The following is a 17234-nucleotide window of genomic DNA, read 5'->3' on the forward strand; positions in this document are numbered from 1 at the left end:
AAAATTGGTAATTAAACGACCGGAAAATCTTCTTTCTCTGCCTGTTCCATAGCATACATGGTTTCAAAAGCGGTGATTGAGACTTCCAGCATTTCTTCGGTGGGCTCGCGGGTGGTCAATTGCTGCAGCGCCAGGTTGGGCTTGATGAGCACTTTCACGAAGGGCGATTCCAGGTGATTTGCCATCCAGCGAATGTATTCATAGGCAATACCCGCCAGCACAGGGATCATCAGGACGCGGGTGAGCAACCGCCAATGTAAAGGAAGCGGCCCGAAGAGAGAGAAAACAATGATCGAGAGCAGCACCAGGGTTAGGATAAAGGAAGTACCGCACCGAGGATGCTCGAGAGAGTAAGTTTTGACAACCTCGGGGGTTAAATTAGCGTTATCCTCAAACGCATTGATGGTTTTGTGCTCAGCACCGTGATACATGAAAACCCGCTCAATATCGGGCATCTTTCCGATAGCCCATAAATAGACTATCAGGATGATCAAACGCAGGAGGCCTTCCATCAGGTTGATTATCCAGTGGCTGGTTGTAATGACCTTTTCTAATAGCCCCGATATTAGGGCTGGAAGGAGAAAGAACAAACCAATCCCCATTAACAGAGAGAAAGCGAGAGTCAGGTAAAGCGCAGGGCCTTCCAGTTTCTCATCCTCGCCGGTTTGGATATTTGCTGAATCAGTTAGATACCGCATCCCCAAACCCAAGGCATCCCATAAAATGATGAGGCCTCTGAGGAAAGGGATTTTTCGGATATTGGTCATATAGATACCGGTCAGGGGTTCCTGACTGACGACGATTTCGCCTTCAGGGTTGCGGTTCGCCATTGCAATGGAGGATTGACCGCGCATTAACACGCCTTCAATCACTGCCTGGCCGCCATAAGAGGGCATTCTTTCTTTCACATTTTGTCCTTAACTCTTTAGAAGCTCAAATAGAAACGGATCAGAGCCTGCACGCCTTTTTTGTGGGTTGGCAGGTGGAGTCGCTCATTCGGCGAATGGATTTGATCGTCGGGCAAGCCGAAGCCGGTCAGGATGGAGTCGACGCCGAGGATATTCTTCATAGAGGTCGCTACGGGAATGGAGCCACCCTCACGTTTCTTAATCGGCTTGACATGCCAGGTCTCTTCCAAGGCTTGCATGAAGAGATCAACCCCGGGGGCCTCATCTGTAATATAGGCGGGCGCACCGGACATTGAAATCAATTCCCATTTCACGGTATTCGGCACATGGGCTTCGAGGTACGCTGTCAGGCCTTTTTCAACGTCCTTCGGGTCCTGATCCGGTACGAGTCGGGTAGAGATTTTGGCCATTGCGTAGGCGGGAATGATGGTCTTGGCACCGGGCTCAATATAGCCGGCATAGAGACCGTTCACATCCAGAGTCGGCCTGGCACCGATCCGCTCAACTGGTGGGAAGGCTTGCTCGCCACCCAGAGCAGGGACGCCGGTGATCTTTTTGAAGAATTCATCGTCCATGCCGATGCGGGAGAGCTCATCGCTTTCTTGGGGGCTGATCTTGCGGACCTTATCATAGAAACCGGGCAGGGTAACGGTTCCGTTTTCATCGTGCATGCCTGCAATAAGTTTTGCCAGAACATTGGCGGGGTTATCAACGACTCCGCCGAAAATGCCGGAGTGAAGGTCTGCATTGGGACCGTAAATCCGTAATTCAAAATAGGCCAGGCCGCGCAGGGCGTAAATGATTGTCGGTTGATCGGGCGCCAGCATGTCGGCATCCGTATTCAAGACAAGATCACATTTGAGCATGTCTTTATATTCTTCAAGGAATGGATCGAGGCTGGGGGAACCAATCTCTTCTTCACCCTCAAACAAGATCTTGATATTGACGGCAAGATCGCTGGTCTTGAGGATGGATTCGAGGGCTGAAATATTGGCCCAAATTTGCCCTTTCATATCAGAGGCGCCGCGGGCAAAGAGGTAATCGTCTCGGATGGTAGGCTCAAAGGGAGGCGTTTTCCATTCATCCAAGGGGTCAGGTGGCTGGACGTCATAATGCCCATAGATCAAAACGGTGGGCTTTTCCGGATCTACCAGATAATCCGCATAAATCAGGGGATGGCGAGGGGTTTCATAAGCTTTGACGTTATTCAAGCCAATGGATTTGAGTTTATCAACGATGAAATTCGCAGCCTTTAGAATATCACCCTTGGCTTCTTCGGAAGCTGAAATGGATGGGATACTCAGGAGCGTTTTAAACTGGCTGAACAGATCGTCATAATGGGATTGATAGTAGGCGATTGCCTCAGAGATATTGTTTGATGTCATTTTATTCCTTCCAGTTGAAATTGACCTCCTGAATTATATGTCATCTTAGTAAAAATTGGTAATTTTAGTCTGATTTTGATTAATATTTTGGTATTTTACTTGACGGAGGATTTCCAGTTAGGCATAATGGATAAGGTATTTTGTAACCGTTTCCGGCATAATCGCATCATAATTTTGATAATTAACTAAGGAGGCCGAGACAATATGGCAAATGAAAAAGAGATTGTGCAACGAGATCTGATCATCTTAGGATCGGGACCGGCCGGTCTTTCTGCGGCAATTTATGCTGCCAGGGCGCATCTGCACCCACTGGTTCTCACTGGAATGTCCCTGCATGGTCAGGCGGCAACCACGGATACGATTGAAAACTATCCTGGTTTTCCTGAAGGTGTGGGTGGCTCTGAGTTAGGTATGCTTTTCCAGACTCAGGCTGAGCGGTTTGGCGCCGAGATCATTATGGATCATGCGACATCCGTTGACTTGAAACAACGACCCATCAAAATTGAATCCTATGGGAAAGAATATCAGTGCGAGAGTTTGATCATCACCACCGGTGCAGACCCAAGGAAACTTGGAATCCCTGGGGAAAAGGAATTCACCGGTAAGGGCGTCTCCTACTGCGGGACTTGCGATGGATGGTTCTTTAAGGATAAGGATATTGTTGTGGTTGGCGGCGGCGACAGCGCTTTGGAAGAAGGTCTGTTCCTGACACGCTTTGCCAACAGCGTCACGATCATTCACCGGCGAGATGAACTCCGCGCTGGAGCCATCCTGCGCAAACGGGCAATGGAACATCCCAAGATCAAATTCGTTTGGGATAGCGTTGTGACGGAAATCATGGGTGTCGACGCTGTGAATGCCGTCAAGCTGAAAAACGTCAAGACTGAGGAAGAAACGATCCATAATACGGACGGTATCTTCATATTCATTGGTCATATCCCCAATTCAATGCTATTTAAAGGGCAAATTGATATGGATAAGGCCGGTTATATCATCACTAATGGTGTGATGGAAACGTCGGTGCCAGGTGTTTATGCTGCCGGCGAGATCACTGATTCTCATTTCCGCCAGGTAATCACCTCTGCAGGTATGGGCGCTGCGGCAGCCATTCAGGCCACACATTTCCTGGAAAACCTGGAAGCTGGATAAGTGCTTATATTCATAAAAAGAAAAACCGGAGGTTACTACCTCCGGTTTTTTAGTTACGTATAGATCCAGCTTAGGGTGTTGGTGTGACGGTTGCGGGAACGGAACTGCTTGTACTGAACCAGCCAAATACCCGTTGGTCACTTAGATTACCTGCAGAGACCCAGTTGTCAGCTTCTGTTGCACCACCACCAACCTGTCTTGCGATGTAAACGGACCAGCGGTAGATATGGGGGATGCCATCCGTCGGCATCATGGATTGCGGGAGGATGTAGGAAGTATCCGTGACGAAATCTGTGATGGTCTCGCGGTTGTCACTGGTCAGATCAACGATGGTGATTGCATAAGCTTCATCACCTAATAATTCGCCGACCGCTGCCCACTGGAGGGTGATAGACGTTGATCCAACAAACGAAGCGCCATCCGCAGGGAGCAACAAATTGGGGCCGGGATAAGGCGGGGGAGTCGTTGGGGTCGGGGTGGGGCCCTGAGTGGGTACTCGCTCACAAAGCGGAATGGTCAGTGGCATACCTTCAAAGACCGTGTCACTCGTCATGCCATTGTATTCCTTAATGGAGGTCATGCTCACATCATAGTAATCAGCGATCGTGCTAAGTGTGTCGTTCGCTTGTACAGTATATTCCACGGTGCCACACGCTGATTCGGTCTTTTCAACATCGCTCAGGGTTGCTGTGGGCTGCGGTGAAGCAGTAGGGGTAGGCTGAGGGATGTTTAGCTGCTGATTCTCATAGAGGATACAGTCAGAAGTTAGGTTGTTTTCAAGGATGATGCTCTGGACTGAGATACCGAAGGCGAAAGCAATATCAGAACAGGTTTCGTTCGCTTTAACGACATAGCTTAGGGTGGGTAAAGGCGTCCAGGTCGGTTCCATGGTTGCCGTTTGGGTAACTGTTGGGGTAAGTGAGACCGTGGGGCTGACTGTTGCCGTGCCCATTGCTTCAACTGTTTCCGGATTGCCATCTTGAGCTGACCCACTGAGGATCAGGAAGACAACGACGGCACCAAGGGTAATGAATAGTGCCAGAAGTCCCAGCGCTGCAGGCAGGCTGAGTGTGATTTCAGGTAGCCTTTTGGCCTTGACGCCGCTGCTTTTCTTGAGATCTGCTTTGGCATCCAATTCTGTACCACAGACAAGGCACCTGGTTGCGGACTCATTCAAGCGCGTTCCACAAACGGGACATAGTTTCGTTTTGGTGTTATTCGTTTCTTGGCTCATAATAATTCTGGACTAGTATACCCCAAGGCAAAGAACTTGACCATGAAAAAAATTTAGGGATTACTTTAGGGGTAGTGGTATAACTGGGATTATGAATACCAGCCTATATATTCATATTCCATTCTGCAAACATCGCTGTCATTATTGTGATTTTATCACAACTGCCGGGCGCGAGCGTGATCTGCCGGGTTATGCGGATGCGCTAGACAAAGAACTTCGTATAGCCACTAATTGCTCTTCAAAAATCAAACTTCATTCCATTTACTTTGGTGGAGGGACACCTTCTCTGGTATCGCTTAAGAATTTTGAAAATATCCTTAGAGCAATAAGGGCAAGCTATGAGCTAACGGAGGATTGCGAGATTAGCCTGGAGGCGAACCCAGGGACGATTAACCCAGCTTACTTGCATGGCCTTCGCTCACTTGGGTTCAATCGGCTTAGTTTGGGGGTGCAATCCACGGATTCATTTGACCTAAAGAGGCTGGACCGCATTCACAATATTCAGGATGTGATCAACTCAGTAACAGATGCGAGAAGGGCGGGGTTTGATAACATCAACTTGGACCTGATCTTTGGATTACCCTGGCAGGACCTGGAGAGCTGGCGAAATTCCTTACAAAGGGCGATTTACCTCTCACCGGAGCATTTCTCGCTCTATTCTCTCATCATAGAAGAGGGGACTGCTCTCTATCGTTGGCATCAAAAAGGCCTGATTGAACCCCAGGATCAGGACCTTCAGGCAGATATGTATGAACTGGCGATGGATATGCTGTCCGCCGCCGGATATGAACATTATGAAATCTCAAACTGGGCAAAGGTGGATGCCAACAGAGATTATCGCTGCCGGCACAATTTGCAGTATTGGTTGAACGATCCCTATATTGGCGCTGGAGCAGGGGCGCAGGGGTATTTTGAACATCAGCGCCTGGTCAATACACCCAGACTGGCGGATTATCTGTTAAGAATGAATTCAAATGAATTTAATGATTTCACTTTCCCTGACACACCAGCAATCATTTCCAGTGAATTTGTTGATCTTGAAACTCGGATGAATGATGAGTTGATGTTGGGATTGCGTTTGATAGAACAAGGTGTTAATTCCAGCGAATTCTATAAGCGTTATCAGGTGCCGCTGGAAGATAAATTCAGCACAGAAATCGAACGATTTCTGGACCTGGGTTTATTGGAATGGGCAGGTGATGGGGATGATAAACGGATCCGGTTGACGCACCATGGAATCATGGTCGCCAATCAGGTCTTTATGGCATTTGTCTGAGACTAGACAACAGAAATTGGGGTGCCATACCCCATCGTGCGGGTGAAGAGATGGGGGTCAAAGGCGGGTTCCGCCCAGCGGAAAAGCCATTTTGCATCAGAATTACGCATATTGACACAGCCGTGGCTCATTTGGATGCCAAAATTGTCATGCCAGTAGGTGCCGTGGGTGGCGACACCGGATTCCAGGACAAAGAAACAGCACCAGGGCACGCCCATCAATTCATAGGCATGGATGTTGGATGTGATATGCCCGTCTCCCATGTGTTTGGAGGCATATTTGGATTGGATGTGGAAATCACCAGCCGGGGTCGCCATTTCAGGCGTGAGCAGGCCGCTGGAAATCTTGGTCTGAAGAACGATACTGCTGCCCTCAAAAGCGGTCAGTTCCTGACGAGAGAGAGACACTTCAATTCGTTTTTGACCGGCGGGAATTTCAGGATGAATGGGGTCCAGCTCATAATCCGGGATGATGCGCATGTGTTCAGCAGGTATAGCGAAACGCAGCCGGGTTAGCTCATCTTCGAGCTCATACCAGGGCATGCCATCCGGCCCGGTGATGATGTCCATGATCCAGTGGACGGATTGGTAATAGAGCCGGGAGAGTTCCGTCCAGCCATAGGAGGTATACCGATAGGCCCGGGTGTACGGAACCGTGACTTCACCAAGCTGACCATCTGCATGGATGCTGGTTACAACATTGTTAAGAATATTTTCAACCTCGACCAGGTGACCGCTGTGAACATATCCTCCCCAGACTTTGTACCAGATGGGGTTCCATTCAGGGCCGTCCGGTGACTCGACTGTGCTATAGACATTGATCAGGTCATCGAGATAGCGTTGATAGAAAATTGCGCTGTCATCGGATGGCAGATAACGAATAGCCACGTTTTCAGAGCCCACCCGCATCAAACGACGCTGGGTGGGTTCATCGGTTTTTGTTAGTGGGGAAAATGCCAGGGAGGACAGGCTAAGCGCGCCTAATTTGAGAAAATCCCTGCGCGAATAGGTCTTGTTGGTCATAGCTCAGGATTATACCCAGTGGATGGGTACTGTCAATCGTCAAATTCTTCGGGCATGATCTCCGCAACGGATTTTCGGATGAAAGTCGGAAGGTAGGGATATTTATCAATATCTTCTTCCTTGGTGGAGCCGCTGAGTACGAGGATTGTCTCCATACCGCTGGTGACACCAGCCACAACATCCGTATCCATCCGGTCGCCAATCATGATTGTATTTTCTGAATGGACGTTCAGGTAATTTAGAGCAGTGCGCATCATCAGGGCATTGGGTTTGCCGACGAAGAAGGGAGAAACACCGCTGGCTTTTTCAATCAAGGCAGCCATCGCACCGCAGGCGGGCACTAAACCGCCCTCGCTGGGTCCGGAAGCATCAGGATTTGTGGCAATGAACCGGGCGCCGGAATCGTGGATTAACCGGATGGCTTTCTTGATCATCTGGAAGTCATAGGCCAGAGTTTCACCTAAGACGACATAATCGGGTTCCACATCGGTGATGATGTAGCCAATATCATGGATCGCTTCGGTCAGGCCGCTTTCTCCGAGGACAAAGGCTTTGCCATCGGGGCGCTGCTGGTGCAGGAATGCCGCCGTAGCAAGGGCTGAGGAGAAGATTTGGTTCTCTTCGATTTGAATGTCAATCGCCTGAAGGCGGTGAGCAAGGTCCCGAGGTGTATACATCGGGTTATTGGTCAGCAAAAGGAATTTTCGTTTCTGTTTCCGCAGCCGCGTAATAAATTCATCCGCACCAGGGATAATCTGCTTGCCCTGAACGAGGACTCCGTCCATATCAATTATAAAATTCTTCATTAGACTTAATATCTTTCTCTTATTATTATCAACAATTATCGCTATTTATTGTACATTATCTGGAAGAAATTCCAAAGTAATGAGGCCAATTTCAGGTGGGCTAAAAAATCTGACCCTCGGGGCAGCTGAGCCTTCCAATCCCAGTCCGCGGGAAACGATCAGGTTCAGTTTATCGTTCACCAGGTAATGACCATTTGTGAATGCCAGCCCATAGAGGGAGGCGGCAAAAATAGGCCCGATGAATGGGAATTGGATTTGACCGCCGTGGGTATGCCCCGAGAGTTGGAGATCCAGGTTAAAGCCAGAGATTTCCGGCGCCAGATCAGGAGAATGGTAGAGCAGAATATTGACATCGCCACCTGGGGGTGAATCTTGCAGTAGGGTTTGGAGCCTCAGACTGTCCTCACCAGGCCGGTGACTGCAAGTCAGGCCGTAAATATTGATGCTGTTGCCTTGGAAATCCAGAGTATTCAATTCGTTCTTCAGCAGGTGAATGTTCATTTGGGGCAGGATCCAATCGAGACTCTCACCGGTGTCCACAGCCGGACTGCCTGTTACGGCAAAAATCTTACTGGATGGCGGGAGATGGTTGAAGAAATGGACAATATCGCGATTGGTTTGTTCGTCGTGTTGGTTGGAAAGGTTAAAAAAGTCGCCCGTGAAGAGAATCAGGTCCGGTCCAAGATTGTTGATCGTCCTAATCACTCGTTCATCATTTCGCGTGAGATATTCCATATGTAGGTCACTGATATGTACGATCTTGATCACCCCAGGTTTACCATTTTGACACTTGGTGATACTATATCGCTCAACTTTTGGCCTTTGTGGCTCGATAATGAATCCATAGATGACCATCAGGGCGCCTAAGGCTTGAAAAACAATGGCATGGGGCAATCCCAGAAGCATAAAGGGGAACCTGAAGATGGCTAAAAAGATCATTGGCAGGGTGGGCGGCCCAAATGAAACCCTCAACCTGGGGAGCAGGGTGAGAATGAGTAAATCTGTGAGAATAAAACCAAAATAAATTAGCGAGCGAACCCAGTCGCCGGTAAATAAATAAAGTAACCCTGCAAATATCAGGGGATACAGGAAGGCTGGGAGGACTGAAGTGTATTTATCAAGGGAATTGATGGTGTGGAAGGGATGGTCTTCCGTGCCAGGGAAATAAGCTCTGCCGGAAAAATCTTTGGGCTGGATTTTGAGGGTCTTTACCTTATTCTTTCGCATGCTCTTTATTTTAACCAATATAAAAGCCACTGTGGATAATATTACTCACACAGTGGCTTTATTGTTAGGCTAGTTAGACTTATTTGTCTTTTAAGATGATGCGAGCATCAACAACTTTCACGCCATCGCCCTTTTCGTAGACCAGAACAGGGTTGGCGTCCGATTCCTTGACCTCGTCGGCCAGGTCGGAAACCATGAAAGCGTATTTAGCCAGGACATCGGCCAAAGCGGCTTTGTCACGGGCTGATTCACCGCGCACACCATCCAGAATGGGAGCGCTGCGAATTTCGTTGAGCATGGTTTCTGCTTCGGATTCCGAAATGGGAGCAACCCGGAAGGTCACATCTTTGAGAACTTCCACAAAGATACCACCCAAGCCGAACATGACGGTGGGGCCAAAGGTGGCGTCATTGATTGAGCCGATGATGATCTCGGTTGCCCAGGGAGCCATGTGCTGAACAGCAATACCGTGAACGTTAGCGTCAGCTTTGTAGGCTTTGGCGTTCTTCAGGATTTCCTGATAGGCTGCACGAGCGCCAGCTTCGTCTTTGATGTTCACTTTCACGCCACCGGCATCCGATTTGTGGAGGATGTCAGGGGAGACTATCTTTAGAACAACGGGATAACCATTGGATTCTGCGAGTTTCACAGCTTCATCTTCGGTTGTGGCCAGTTCGGTTGAAACGACCGGCAGACCGTAGGATGAGAAGATGCGTTTTGATTCAATCTCAGTGAGGGCTGTACGACCATCTGCACGAACGGCTGCGATAATCTCACGGGCAGTTTTGGTGTCCGCTTTCTTGTTTTCGTAGGGTTTCACGCTCTTGACTTCCTGCAAGCGAGCGTAGTCACGCAGGGTGCCCATCGCCTTGACAGCGAGATCGGGGGCATCATAGGCGGGGATATTGTTCTCAACCAGCCATTGCATAGCTTCTTCACAGCGTTCACCACCGACGAAGGAAACCGTGACAGGTTTATCTTTGATGCCGGTCTCTGAGATTGCTTTATGAATGCTCTTGGCGATTTCCATCGGGTTGGTCATGGCTGTTTCACAGTAGAGGACAACCAGGGCATCAACCCATTTGTGACCGAAAGCGAAATTGACAGTGTCATGGTACCAATCGTTGCCAGCCATACCGGTCAGGTCAACAGGGTTCTTGGCGGATCCAAAAGCGGGCATGTGGAGCTTGAGCTCTTCCTGCACATCCTTGGGAGCGAATTTCAAAGGGACACCAGCGGTTTCGGCTGAGTCGGTTGCGAGCACGCCAACACCACCACCATTGGTGATGATCAGGAGATTGTCGCCCTTCATTGGGGGCTGCAGGGATAAGGAAAGGGTGCAGTCAAAGAGATCGTTGAGATCGGTTGACTGGATCACACCGGCCTGCTGGAAAGCGGCGGTATAAACCTTGCTGGCACCAGCCAATGAGCCGGTGTGGGAAGCGGCAGCAGCCGCGCCATGTTCGGAAACACCAGATTTGAGTACGACGATCGGTTTGGTAGCTTTTCGACTTTCCTCGATGAACCGATGACCGTCCTTGAGACCTTCGATGTAGAAGGTGATGCATTTGGTGTTGTCATCTTCGTCAAGGTAGTTGATCATGTCGGCAAAGTTGAGATCGGACATGTTGCCGATGGAGATCAATTTGTCGAAGCCGATCCTGCGGGTGTAGGTAATGGCATCCATGGCGATCAGCAGAGCGCCGGACTGGGAAACCAATGAAGCTGAACCTTTAAGAGGAAGGAAGGGTGCAAATGATGCATTCAATTTATCTGAGTTGGAAAGGGTACCCACGACGTTCGGGCCGAGGATCCGCATACCATACTCATGGGCTAAATCCACGATGTCTTGCTCAAGTTTGGTTTCACCAACCTCGCCGAAGCCAGAGGTGATGATGATCAAACCCTTGACGCCTTTTTCGCCGCATTCTTTAACGACGTTGTAGACAAATTTGGCTGGGACAGTGATAGCAGCGGCATCAACACGACCGGGGATATCCAGTACAGATTTATAGACCTTTAAACCAAGAATTTCATCGGCTTTGGGGTTGACCGGGTAAATCCCGTCCTCATAACCACCTTCGATGAGATTCTTGACTACTGTATGCCCAATTTTTCCTGGTGTGTCTGAAGCACCAACAATTGCTATACCTTTTGGTCTGAGAAGACCGGTAATTGCATCATCCACGAGATCCTCCTAAAAAGATTAATTTATAAGCTTTGAACATTAATTGCTCAATTGACAAATTCAACATCCGCTATTGTACCGTATAATTTCATTGAGTTATTCGTTTATGACAATTATCTCAGTTATTAATGAGGATTATCGTAGGAGGTATGGATGGCATTGATAACCACAGAATCGTTTGAAAATCGAGTGCTACACAGAAATGGACAAATGGGTGAAGCTGCTAAGGTGGTTATGGCTGCGGCGCTCAATGCTGTGGATCCTTACTCCTGTGTTCAAGACCATATTAAGAGGGATGAAAATGCCATTGAATTCAATGGAGAGCGAGTCGAATTAGCAGAAATTGATCGGATCTTTCTCGTGGGAGTTGGTAAAGCCTCGGTCCCAATGACGATGGCGGTTTTGGATGGCCTGGATGATTTGATTGCGAAAGCATTCGCGGTAACGAAGGATGCGAAATTTCTGGAGATGAATGGTTTTTTAGACAAACTGGAGGTCTTTCAAGGTGGTCACCCTGTACCCTCAGAGGCATCTGTCCAGGCAACCCGAGAAGTCCTCAACAGGATTCCCTCACTTACTGAAAGAGATTTGGTGATTGCAGCCATCTCGGGTGGTGGGTCGGCCCTGTTCACCGATCCAGTCGAGGGGATCACCCTTGCAGATTTACAGGCGATGACGACCTTGCTGTTGAAGAGCGGCGCGGATATTCAGGAGATCAATACCATCCGCAAACATTTGGATATGGTTAAAGGCGGACGACTGGCAGCTCGATGGGCACCAGCTCGGATTCAAACGCTTATCCTTTCAGATGTTATTGGTGATGATTTGGATATGATCGCATCTGGTCCAACAGTGGCCGATCCGACTACATTTGAAGATGCTTGGGCCATTGTTGAGAAATATCACCTGCAACAGCTCATGCCAAAACCAGTGAGAGATGTTCTGAAGAGCGGTTTGGTAGGGAAACTACCTGAGACGGTGAAACCCAGTGATTTCGACAGTATGCCTGTTAGCAATCATTTGGTTGGGACAAACACTTTGGCTGCGCTGGCGGCCAAAAAACAAGCTGAGAAACTCGGTTTCAATGCAAAAGTGTTGACCACGATCTTGACCGGATTAACGGGCGAGGTTGCCATTGGTTTGGGGGAACTTATTCTGGTAGAAACAGTGATAAGAAAGGATGAAGCATGGCCCAAGTGTCTTATCCTGGGCGGTGAAACAACTGTCAATGTGACGGGAACGGGAAAGGGGGGGCGCAATCAGGATCTGGTGGTGAGGATGGTGAAGTTCCTGGCAGAAAAGGAGGGCATGCTCTTCATCTCATTGGCGACAGATGGCGATGATGGCCCAACGGATGCGGCAGGGGCAGTGGCGGATGGCCAGGTCTATCAAGAAGGGGCTGAAAAACTCGGGTTGAATATTGAGGAATATATTGCCAATAATGACGCCTATGAGTACTTAAAACAAACCGGCTGCCTGCTAATGACTGGGGCAACCGGGACAAATGTCAATGATTTAATTTTTATCTTTATTGATAAAGGTGATTGGGTTTATGCAGCAGACGAAATATGATAGGCAAAGGTCAATTGGTGGGCTAATTTCGCATCTGAGCTATCAAGTTTGTTGATAATGTTGGTCAGATGTCGGAAGACGATGGATTGAGGCACATGCAGGTTGTCTGCAATAGCGCTTACCGCCTCATTATTCTTAGCGGCAGAGAGAACCGAAATCTCACGGGGTGTGAGCTGGTTATAGGATGTTTTTTCAAAAAATAATTGTCGTCTCATATCTCAATAAACCTTTGTACTATTGCGGCACCAAGTATTTGTACTTTTCCTGCATATTTCTAAGGTGTCTAGATTATAGGTTTGCCTGGTCACAAAACAGGCTTCAATGGCCTGATTTGAGGCTTTAAATAACAACGAAAACCATTGAATTCGCGTAGTCAACTATTGATAATCGAAGACTTTTATCTTTTTTTTTTCTCAAAATTGCGAAAATGTCTAGACTGGATCGTTATTATTACAGTTAGATAAATGAATCGTAACGTTGATGAACAGCGATACCTATTAATTATCGGAAGACTAGTTTAAGTCTGATTTATAATAGAAGAAGCGTTTCTGAAGTGATTGTGGAAAGGATCTGATATGAAAAAGGTTAGCTATGGCGGCTGGGACAATTGTTACCGGCTGTGCAATGACCTCGTTGAATTGATCGTCACCAGCGATGTTGGACCTAGGATCATCCGATTTGGTTTTATCGGCAAAGAAAATATGTTCAAAGAGTTCGCTGATCAGATGGGAAAAACCGAAGGCAAAGAATGGATGAATTTTGGGGGCCATCGCCTCTGGCATGCACCGGAAGGCATCCCAAGATCCTATTACATTGATGTTGAACCGGTTCTGATCCAGGAAATTAAAAATGGTTTGATCGCTACCCAAAAACCTGAACCCACCACTGGCTTACAAAAACAACTTGAGATCACCTTGTCACCGGATAAACCGGTGGTGCAAGTCAAACATACGCTGATTAATCACAACCTCTGGACGGTAGAAACGGCACCCTGGGCACTTTCCGTTATGGCACCTGGTGGGGTGGGTATTCTCACGCTCCCTCCCCGGGGACCGCATCCGGAATTCCTCCTGCCGACCAGCACGCTCTCAATCTGGCCATATACCGACCTTAGCGATTCCCGTTGGGTGTTTGGTAAGCGTTATTTGTTACTTAAGCAAGATCCAACAAACCATACACCCGAAAAAATTGGGATTTATTCCACAGATGGCTGGGCGGGTTATGCCAACCATAATGCCTTATTTGTCAAACAAGCACCGCTACAATTTGGCGAGGTTTATCCTGATCTGGGGGCGAATTTTGAGATGTTCACCAATGAGGACATCTTGGAGGTTGAAAGCCTTGGCCCAATTGAATCCATTCCACCTAAGGGGCAAATCTCTCACCTGGAGACCTGGACACTATATGACAATGTCCCCAAGCCGGAGACGGAGGAAGATGTTATCAAGAACATCATTCCACTGCTTCAATAATCCGAAAATCAATAAAAGGGCTGAGAAAATCAGCCCTTATTACATTAATCATATCCTTTTGTTTATCCAGGGAATAAACTGATCACTTTTCCGATAACCATGCCGGCTGTAAAGCCTACAGCGCTCCAGACCAGAATGAGCAAACCCAGAAATCCAGCTTTGGAATGGAGAGTCTTATTGAGTACCTTCTTGGTTTTCAGAATTGGGCCGTTTTCATCCATTAGTGGGGTGACGGTGTCCCAAAACTTGACTTCCATTTTCCTAACTAATCGTTTTCTATTCATGGTGCATTCCTGTTAGCGGCTGGTGGATGTTTTTAGGATGCGGCCAGTGTCATCGGTGACCACTCGGACGGTTTGTTTGATGGTCATTCCGTCCGGCGTCTCTCCTGATCCGGTGAAGAGCAATAGATAGCGTTCATTGCCCTGCGAGGTGACCTTCGGGCTCTTACCTTTTAGGTTTGGATAACGGCGATAAACCTGCTGACAGACTTTTTCGAGAACTTTGCGTTCCATATCAGCCTCGCATCCGTTTTCTGAGGAAGGCCGGGACATCAAGATCATTGGCGTTGATGTGTGCTTGCCCGGGTGTATAGGCAAAAGCAGGTTCCCGGTGCTGTTTATTTGGCATCTCAAAATATGAGGAAGCCGGTTCTGACTGCGGAATGCTGTCATTAACCGGAAGGTCAGCGAGGTATTTCTCAGCTCCGGGAATGGCTTTTTCCAATGGCAGTCCGCCAAGTCCAGTGACGATCAGGATCACCTGGGTACGATCAGTCAGGTTGGGGTCATTAATCACGCCAGGGATGATCTCTGCGGCGTTACCTGCTTCTTCATGCAGGTGGTTCAAAGTCTCGGCCACTTCTGCAAAAGTTAGGTCCGGACCACCGGTGAAATTGGCGATCACACCGGTTGCTGTGCTGAGATCCACTTTTTCTAACAGGGGGTGGTTCAGAGCCTGGTCGAGGGCTTTCAGTGCCTTACCTTCGCCTTCGCCTGTCCCAATGGACATCAATGCGCCGCCGCCCAATTCCATCACATGCCGAATGTGGGCGAAATCGACGTTGATCAGGCCGGTTTCCGTCAATAACTCGGAAATACCCTGCACGCCCTGGCGCAGGACATCATCCGCCATTTTGAAGGCCATTTCTAGGGTCAGGTCCTCAGGCGCAACCTCCAGTAGGCGGTCATTAGGCACGGTTATTAGGGTATGGGTGTATTGGCGGAGCTTTTGCAGGCCAATCACCGCATTTTTCTGGCGTTTAGTCATCTCAAACGAGAAGGGGGTCGTCACAACAGCGATGGTCACAGCACCAAGGTGCTTGGAAACACGGGCTGCAACTGGAATGGAGCCAGTCCCGGTCCCGCCGCCCATCCCTGCGGTCAGGAAGACCATATCTGCACCATCGAGGGCATCTGCCAAAGCCTGGAAGCTTTCCTCAGCGGCCTTTTCACCGACTGAAGGCAGGCTGCCAGCACCGAGGCCTCGGGTGCATTTAGGGCCTAACTGAACCTTGACATCCGCCAGGGAGCTTTCCAGCGCTTGAACATCCGTATTACAGGCAATGAATTCAACGCCGGACATCCCATGTTCGATCATCCGGTTAACAGCGTTGCAGCCACCACCGCCCAGGCCAACCACTTTGATAACCGGTGGCTTGGCTTCGATGGGTGTTCTATTGACTTTTTCAGTGGATTGAGAATTCATCATGTTGACCTCAATTTCTAGATGACATACCATGTAATAATGTTGCAATTTCTATTCCGGATTGCGGGAGGATCTCCACTGTGCAACCAGCAGCCCTGAGGGCGGCGATCTTAGCATCAGGGAAGATCACGGGATCAGGGAATACCGAGACCTTTTTGGCTAATTTGGCTTCTTCAAGTGAGAAACCGATTGTGGGATTGCACTGTTTGATAATGGGGCGGACCTTTTTCAGGACCACATCCGACACACCGGTCTCATGAGTGGGGAGCAGGAGATAATGAGTGATAGGTTTACCTTTGAACGTGGATTTACCTTCAGCCACTGAGGCATTCCAATCATTGATACCAAAAATGCTTTTTAGCGAGGCTACAGACAGGTTTCCACCGAGGAGCATCGAGAGTGTGTCCAAATCAAAGGTGCAAGCTAGGATGGAGCCATTTAGAGTGGGGAGACTGTAATCTGCCTCTGATTCCGCACCATGACAGGCTTCCACGATTAATTGGAGCCTCTCAAGAGAGGTGTCTGCGCCTGCCAGGCTCAGCTCCACAGCAGGATTGCCAGCGTCCATAATCAGGACGGTGGGACGTTTTCCGGTCGTGCGCTCAACAATGGCTTGCAGCCATTCATAATTATTGAAACCTAACTGGTCTTCCTGGCCCTCAGGGGTTGCATAAGGTTGCGTTGAGGGCCAATTTTCAGGTCCACCTTCGCCCCAGGTCAGTGATCGGTTGAAGGTATAGCCAAAGCTTGCCAGGCATAATTTCTCCAAAAGGGCATCCATTTGGCGACGTTTTAGGCCACGAATAGCCATTTCAAGAAAGGCAGTATCCCAGTAGTCGCCGCCGGGTTGGAGAGGTGGGAAGACGGGGATGAGTCCTAGTTTTTCAATGTAATCAGCCAGGGGGATAAAGCGATCGAGGAAGTGATCCACCAGGTTGTCATTCCGCCAACCGGAATTGGTCCAGCCGGACTTGCAATTGGGCTGGGAGCCCAAAATGACATACTTCACGCCCCATTTGGCATAAGTATCCAGAAGGATGGCGACATCATTGAACTTCCTGGCAAGGGGAAGCTCTTCGGTGAAATGAATAATGATTTCCTGGTCGTTGATATAGGCCGTTTGAAAAACATCTTCCGGAATGGCTCTGTCGAAACTTGCTTCAATGATCAATTGTTTGCCACCGAGTTCCTTTAGAATGGGGAACCAGGTATCAATACGGTTCTTGATGAGGAATTCAGGGGCCGAAAAATAGGAGAAGCCCAGGATTTGCTGATGGTTGGCCATAAT

Annotated in this window: 16 protein-coding genes; 4 read left to right on the forward strand and 12 right to left on the reverse strand. The window is 48.7% G+C overall.

The window, feature by feature from the left end:
- Nucleotides 1-11 precede the first annotated feature (11 nt).
- Nucleotides 12-908, reverse strand: coding sequence for a DUF1385 domain-containing protein (locus tag JR338_03235; protein QRN83784.1), 897 nt, complete (start codon nucleotides 906-908; stop codon nucleotides 12-14).
- A gap of 17 nt (nucleotides 909-925) precedes the next feature.
- On the reverse strand, nucleotides 926-2293 hold the full coding sequence (locus JR338_03240) for a dipeptidase (protein QRN83785.1): 1368 nt from the start codon (nucleotides 2291-2293) through the stop codon (nucleotides 926-928).
- A gap of 204 nt (nucleotides 2294-2497) precedes the next feature.
- On the opposite strand from JR338_03240, the gene trxB reads away from it, so the two are divergent.
- Nucleotides 2498-3442: a thioredoxin-disulfide reductase gene (gene trxB / locus JR338_03245; GenBank protein ID QRN83786.1), complete on the forward strand. Its 945-nt coding sequence runs from the start codon at nucleotides 2498-2500 to the stop codon at nucleotides 3440-3442.
- Nucleotides 3443-3512: 70 nt separating this feature from the next.
- Here trxB and JR338_03250 read toward each other — a convergent pair whose 3' ends face one another.
- Nucleotides 3513-4676 (reverse strand): LysM peptidoglycan-binding domain-containing protein, encoded by a 1164-nt coding sequence (locus JR338_03250; GenBank protein QRN83787.1) that lies wholly within the window; start codon nucleotides 4674-4676, stop codon nucleotides 3513-3515.
- 91 nt (nucleotides 4677-4767) lie between these two features.
- On the opposite strand from JR338_03250, the gene hemW reads away from it, so the two are divergent.
- Nucleotides 4768-5952, forward strand: coding sequence for a radical SAM family heme chaperone HemW (gene hemW, locus JR338_03255; protein ID QRN83788.1), 1185 nt, complete (start codon nucleotides 4768-4770; stop codon nucleotides 5950-5952).
- Between the two features lie 2 nt (nucleotides 5953-5954).
- Here hemW and JR338_03260 read toward each other — a convergent pair whose 3' ends face one another.
- From JR338_03260 to JR338_03275, 4 genes are all read right to left on the reverse strand, one after another.
- A complete protein-coding gene (locus JR338_03260; protein ID QRN83789.1) occupies nucleotides 5955-6974 on the reverse strand; it encodes a L,D-transpeptidase in 1020 nt (339 codons plus the stop codon).
- Nucleotides 6975-7006: 32 nt separating this feature from the next.
- Nucleotides 7007-7780 (reverse strand): HAD family hydrolase, encoded by a 774-nt coding sequence (locus JR338_03265; protein QRN83790.1) that lies wholly within the window; start codon nucleotides 7778-7780, stop codon nucleotides 7007-7009.
- A 45-nt stretch (nucleotides 7781-7825) separates the two neighbouring features.
- Nucleotides 7826-9007 carry a metallophosphoesterase gene (locus JR338_03270; protein ID QRN83791.1) on the reverse strand — a complete coding sequence of 394 codons (1182 nt, stop codon included), beginning with the start codon at nucleotides 9005-9007 and terminating at the stop codon, nucleotides 7826-7828.
- A 79-nt stretch (nucleotides 9008-9086) separates the two neighbouring features.
- Entirely contained in the window at nucleotides 9087-11183 is a 2097-nt protein-coding gene (locus JR338_03275; protein ID QRN84340.1) for an acetate--CoA ligase family protein, read from the reverse strand.
- A gap of 165 nt (nucleotides 11184-11348) precedes the next feature.
- Between JR338_03275 and JR338_03280 the strand changes: the two genes are divergently transcribed.
- Nucleotides 11349-12767, forward strand: coding sequence for a glycerate kinase (locus JR338_03280; protein ID QRN83792.1), 1419 nt, complete (start codon nucleotides 11349-11351; stop codon nucleotides 12765-12767).
- On the opposite strand, the gene JR338_03285 is transcribed toward JR338_03280, so the two are convergent.
- A complete protein-coding gene (locus JR338_03285; protein ID QRN83793.1) occupies nucleotides 12746-12982 on the reverse strand; it encodes a hypothetical protein in 237 nt (78 codons plus the stop codon). The two genes, JR338_03280 and JR338_03285, sit on opposite strands and share 22 nt — an antisense overlap.
- A gap of 360 nt (nucleotides 12983-13342) precedes the next feature.
- Between JR338_03285 and JR338_03290 the strand changes: the two genes are divergently transcribed.
- Complete coding sequence (locus JR338_03290; GenBank protein ID QRN83794.1) at nucleotides 13343-14239, forward strand: hypothetical protein; 897 nt, start codon at nucleotides 13343-13345, stop codon at nucleotides 14237-14239.
- 62 nt (nucleotides 14240-14301) lie between these two features.
- Here the strand turns inward: JR338_03290 and JR338_03295 are convergent, their stop codons facing one another.
- The 4 genes from JR338_03295 to JR338_03310 are packed head-to-tail and all read right to left on the reverse strand — an operon-like array spanning nucleotide 14302 to nucleotide 17231.
- Nucleotides 14302-14523 carry a hypothetical protein gene (locus tag JR338_03295; protein ID QRN83795.1) on the reverse strand — a complete coding sequence of 74 codons (222 nt, stop codon included), beginning with the start codon at nucleotides 14521-14523 and terminating at the stop codon, nucleotides 14302-14304.
- Between the two features lie 12 nt (nucleotides 14524-14535).
- On the reverse strand, nucleotides 14536-14754 hold the full coding sequence (locus JR338_03300; protein ID QRN83796.1) for a hypothetical protein: 219 nt from the start codon (nucleotides 14752-14754) through the stop codon (nucleotides 14536-14538).
- 1 nt (nucleotide 14755) lies between these two features.
- On the reverse strand, nucleotides 14756-15949 hold the full coding sequence (ftsZ, locus tag JR338_03305) for a cell division protein FtsZ (protein ID QRN83797.1): 1194 nt from the start codon (nucleotides 15947-15949) through the stop codon (nucleotides 14756-14758).
- 7 nt (nucleotides 15950-15956) lie between these two features.
- Nucleotides 15957-17231, reverse strand: coding sequence for a hypothetical protein (locus tag JR338_03310; GenBank protein ID QRN83798.1), 1275 nt, complete (start codon nucleotides 17229-17231; stop codon nucleotides 15957-15959).
- Nucleotides 17232-17234: the final 3 nt, after the last annotated feature.

It is taken from the genome of Chloroflexota bacterium, assembly GCA_016887485.1.
GTDB lineage: Bacteria > Chloroflexota > Anaerolineae > Anaerolineales > Anaerolineaceae > Brevifilum.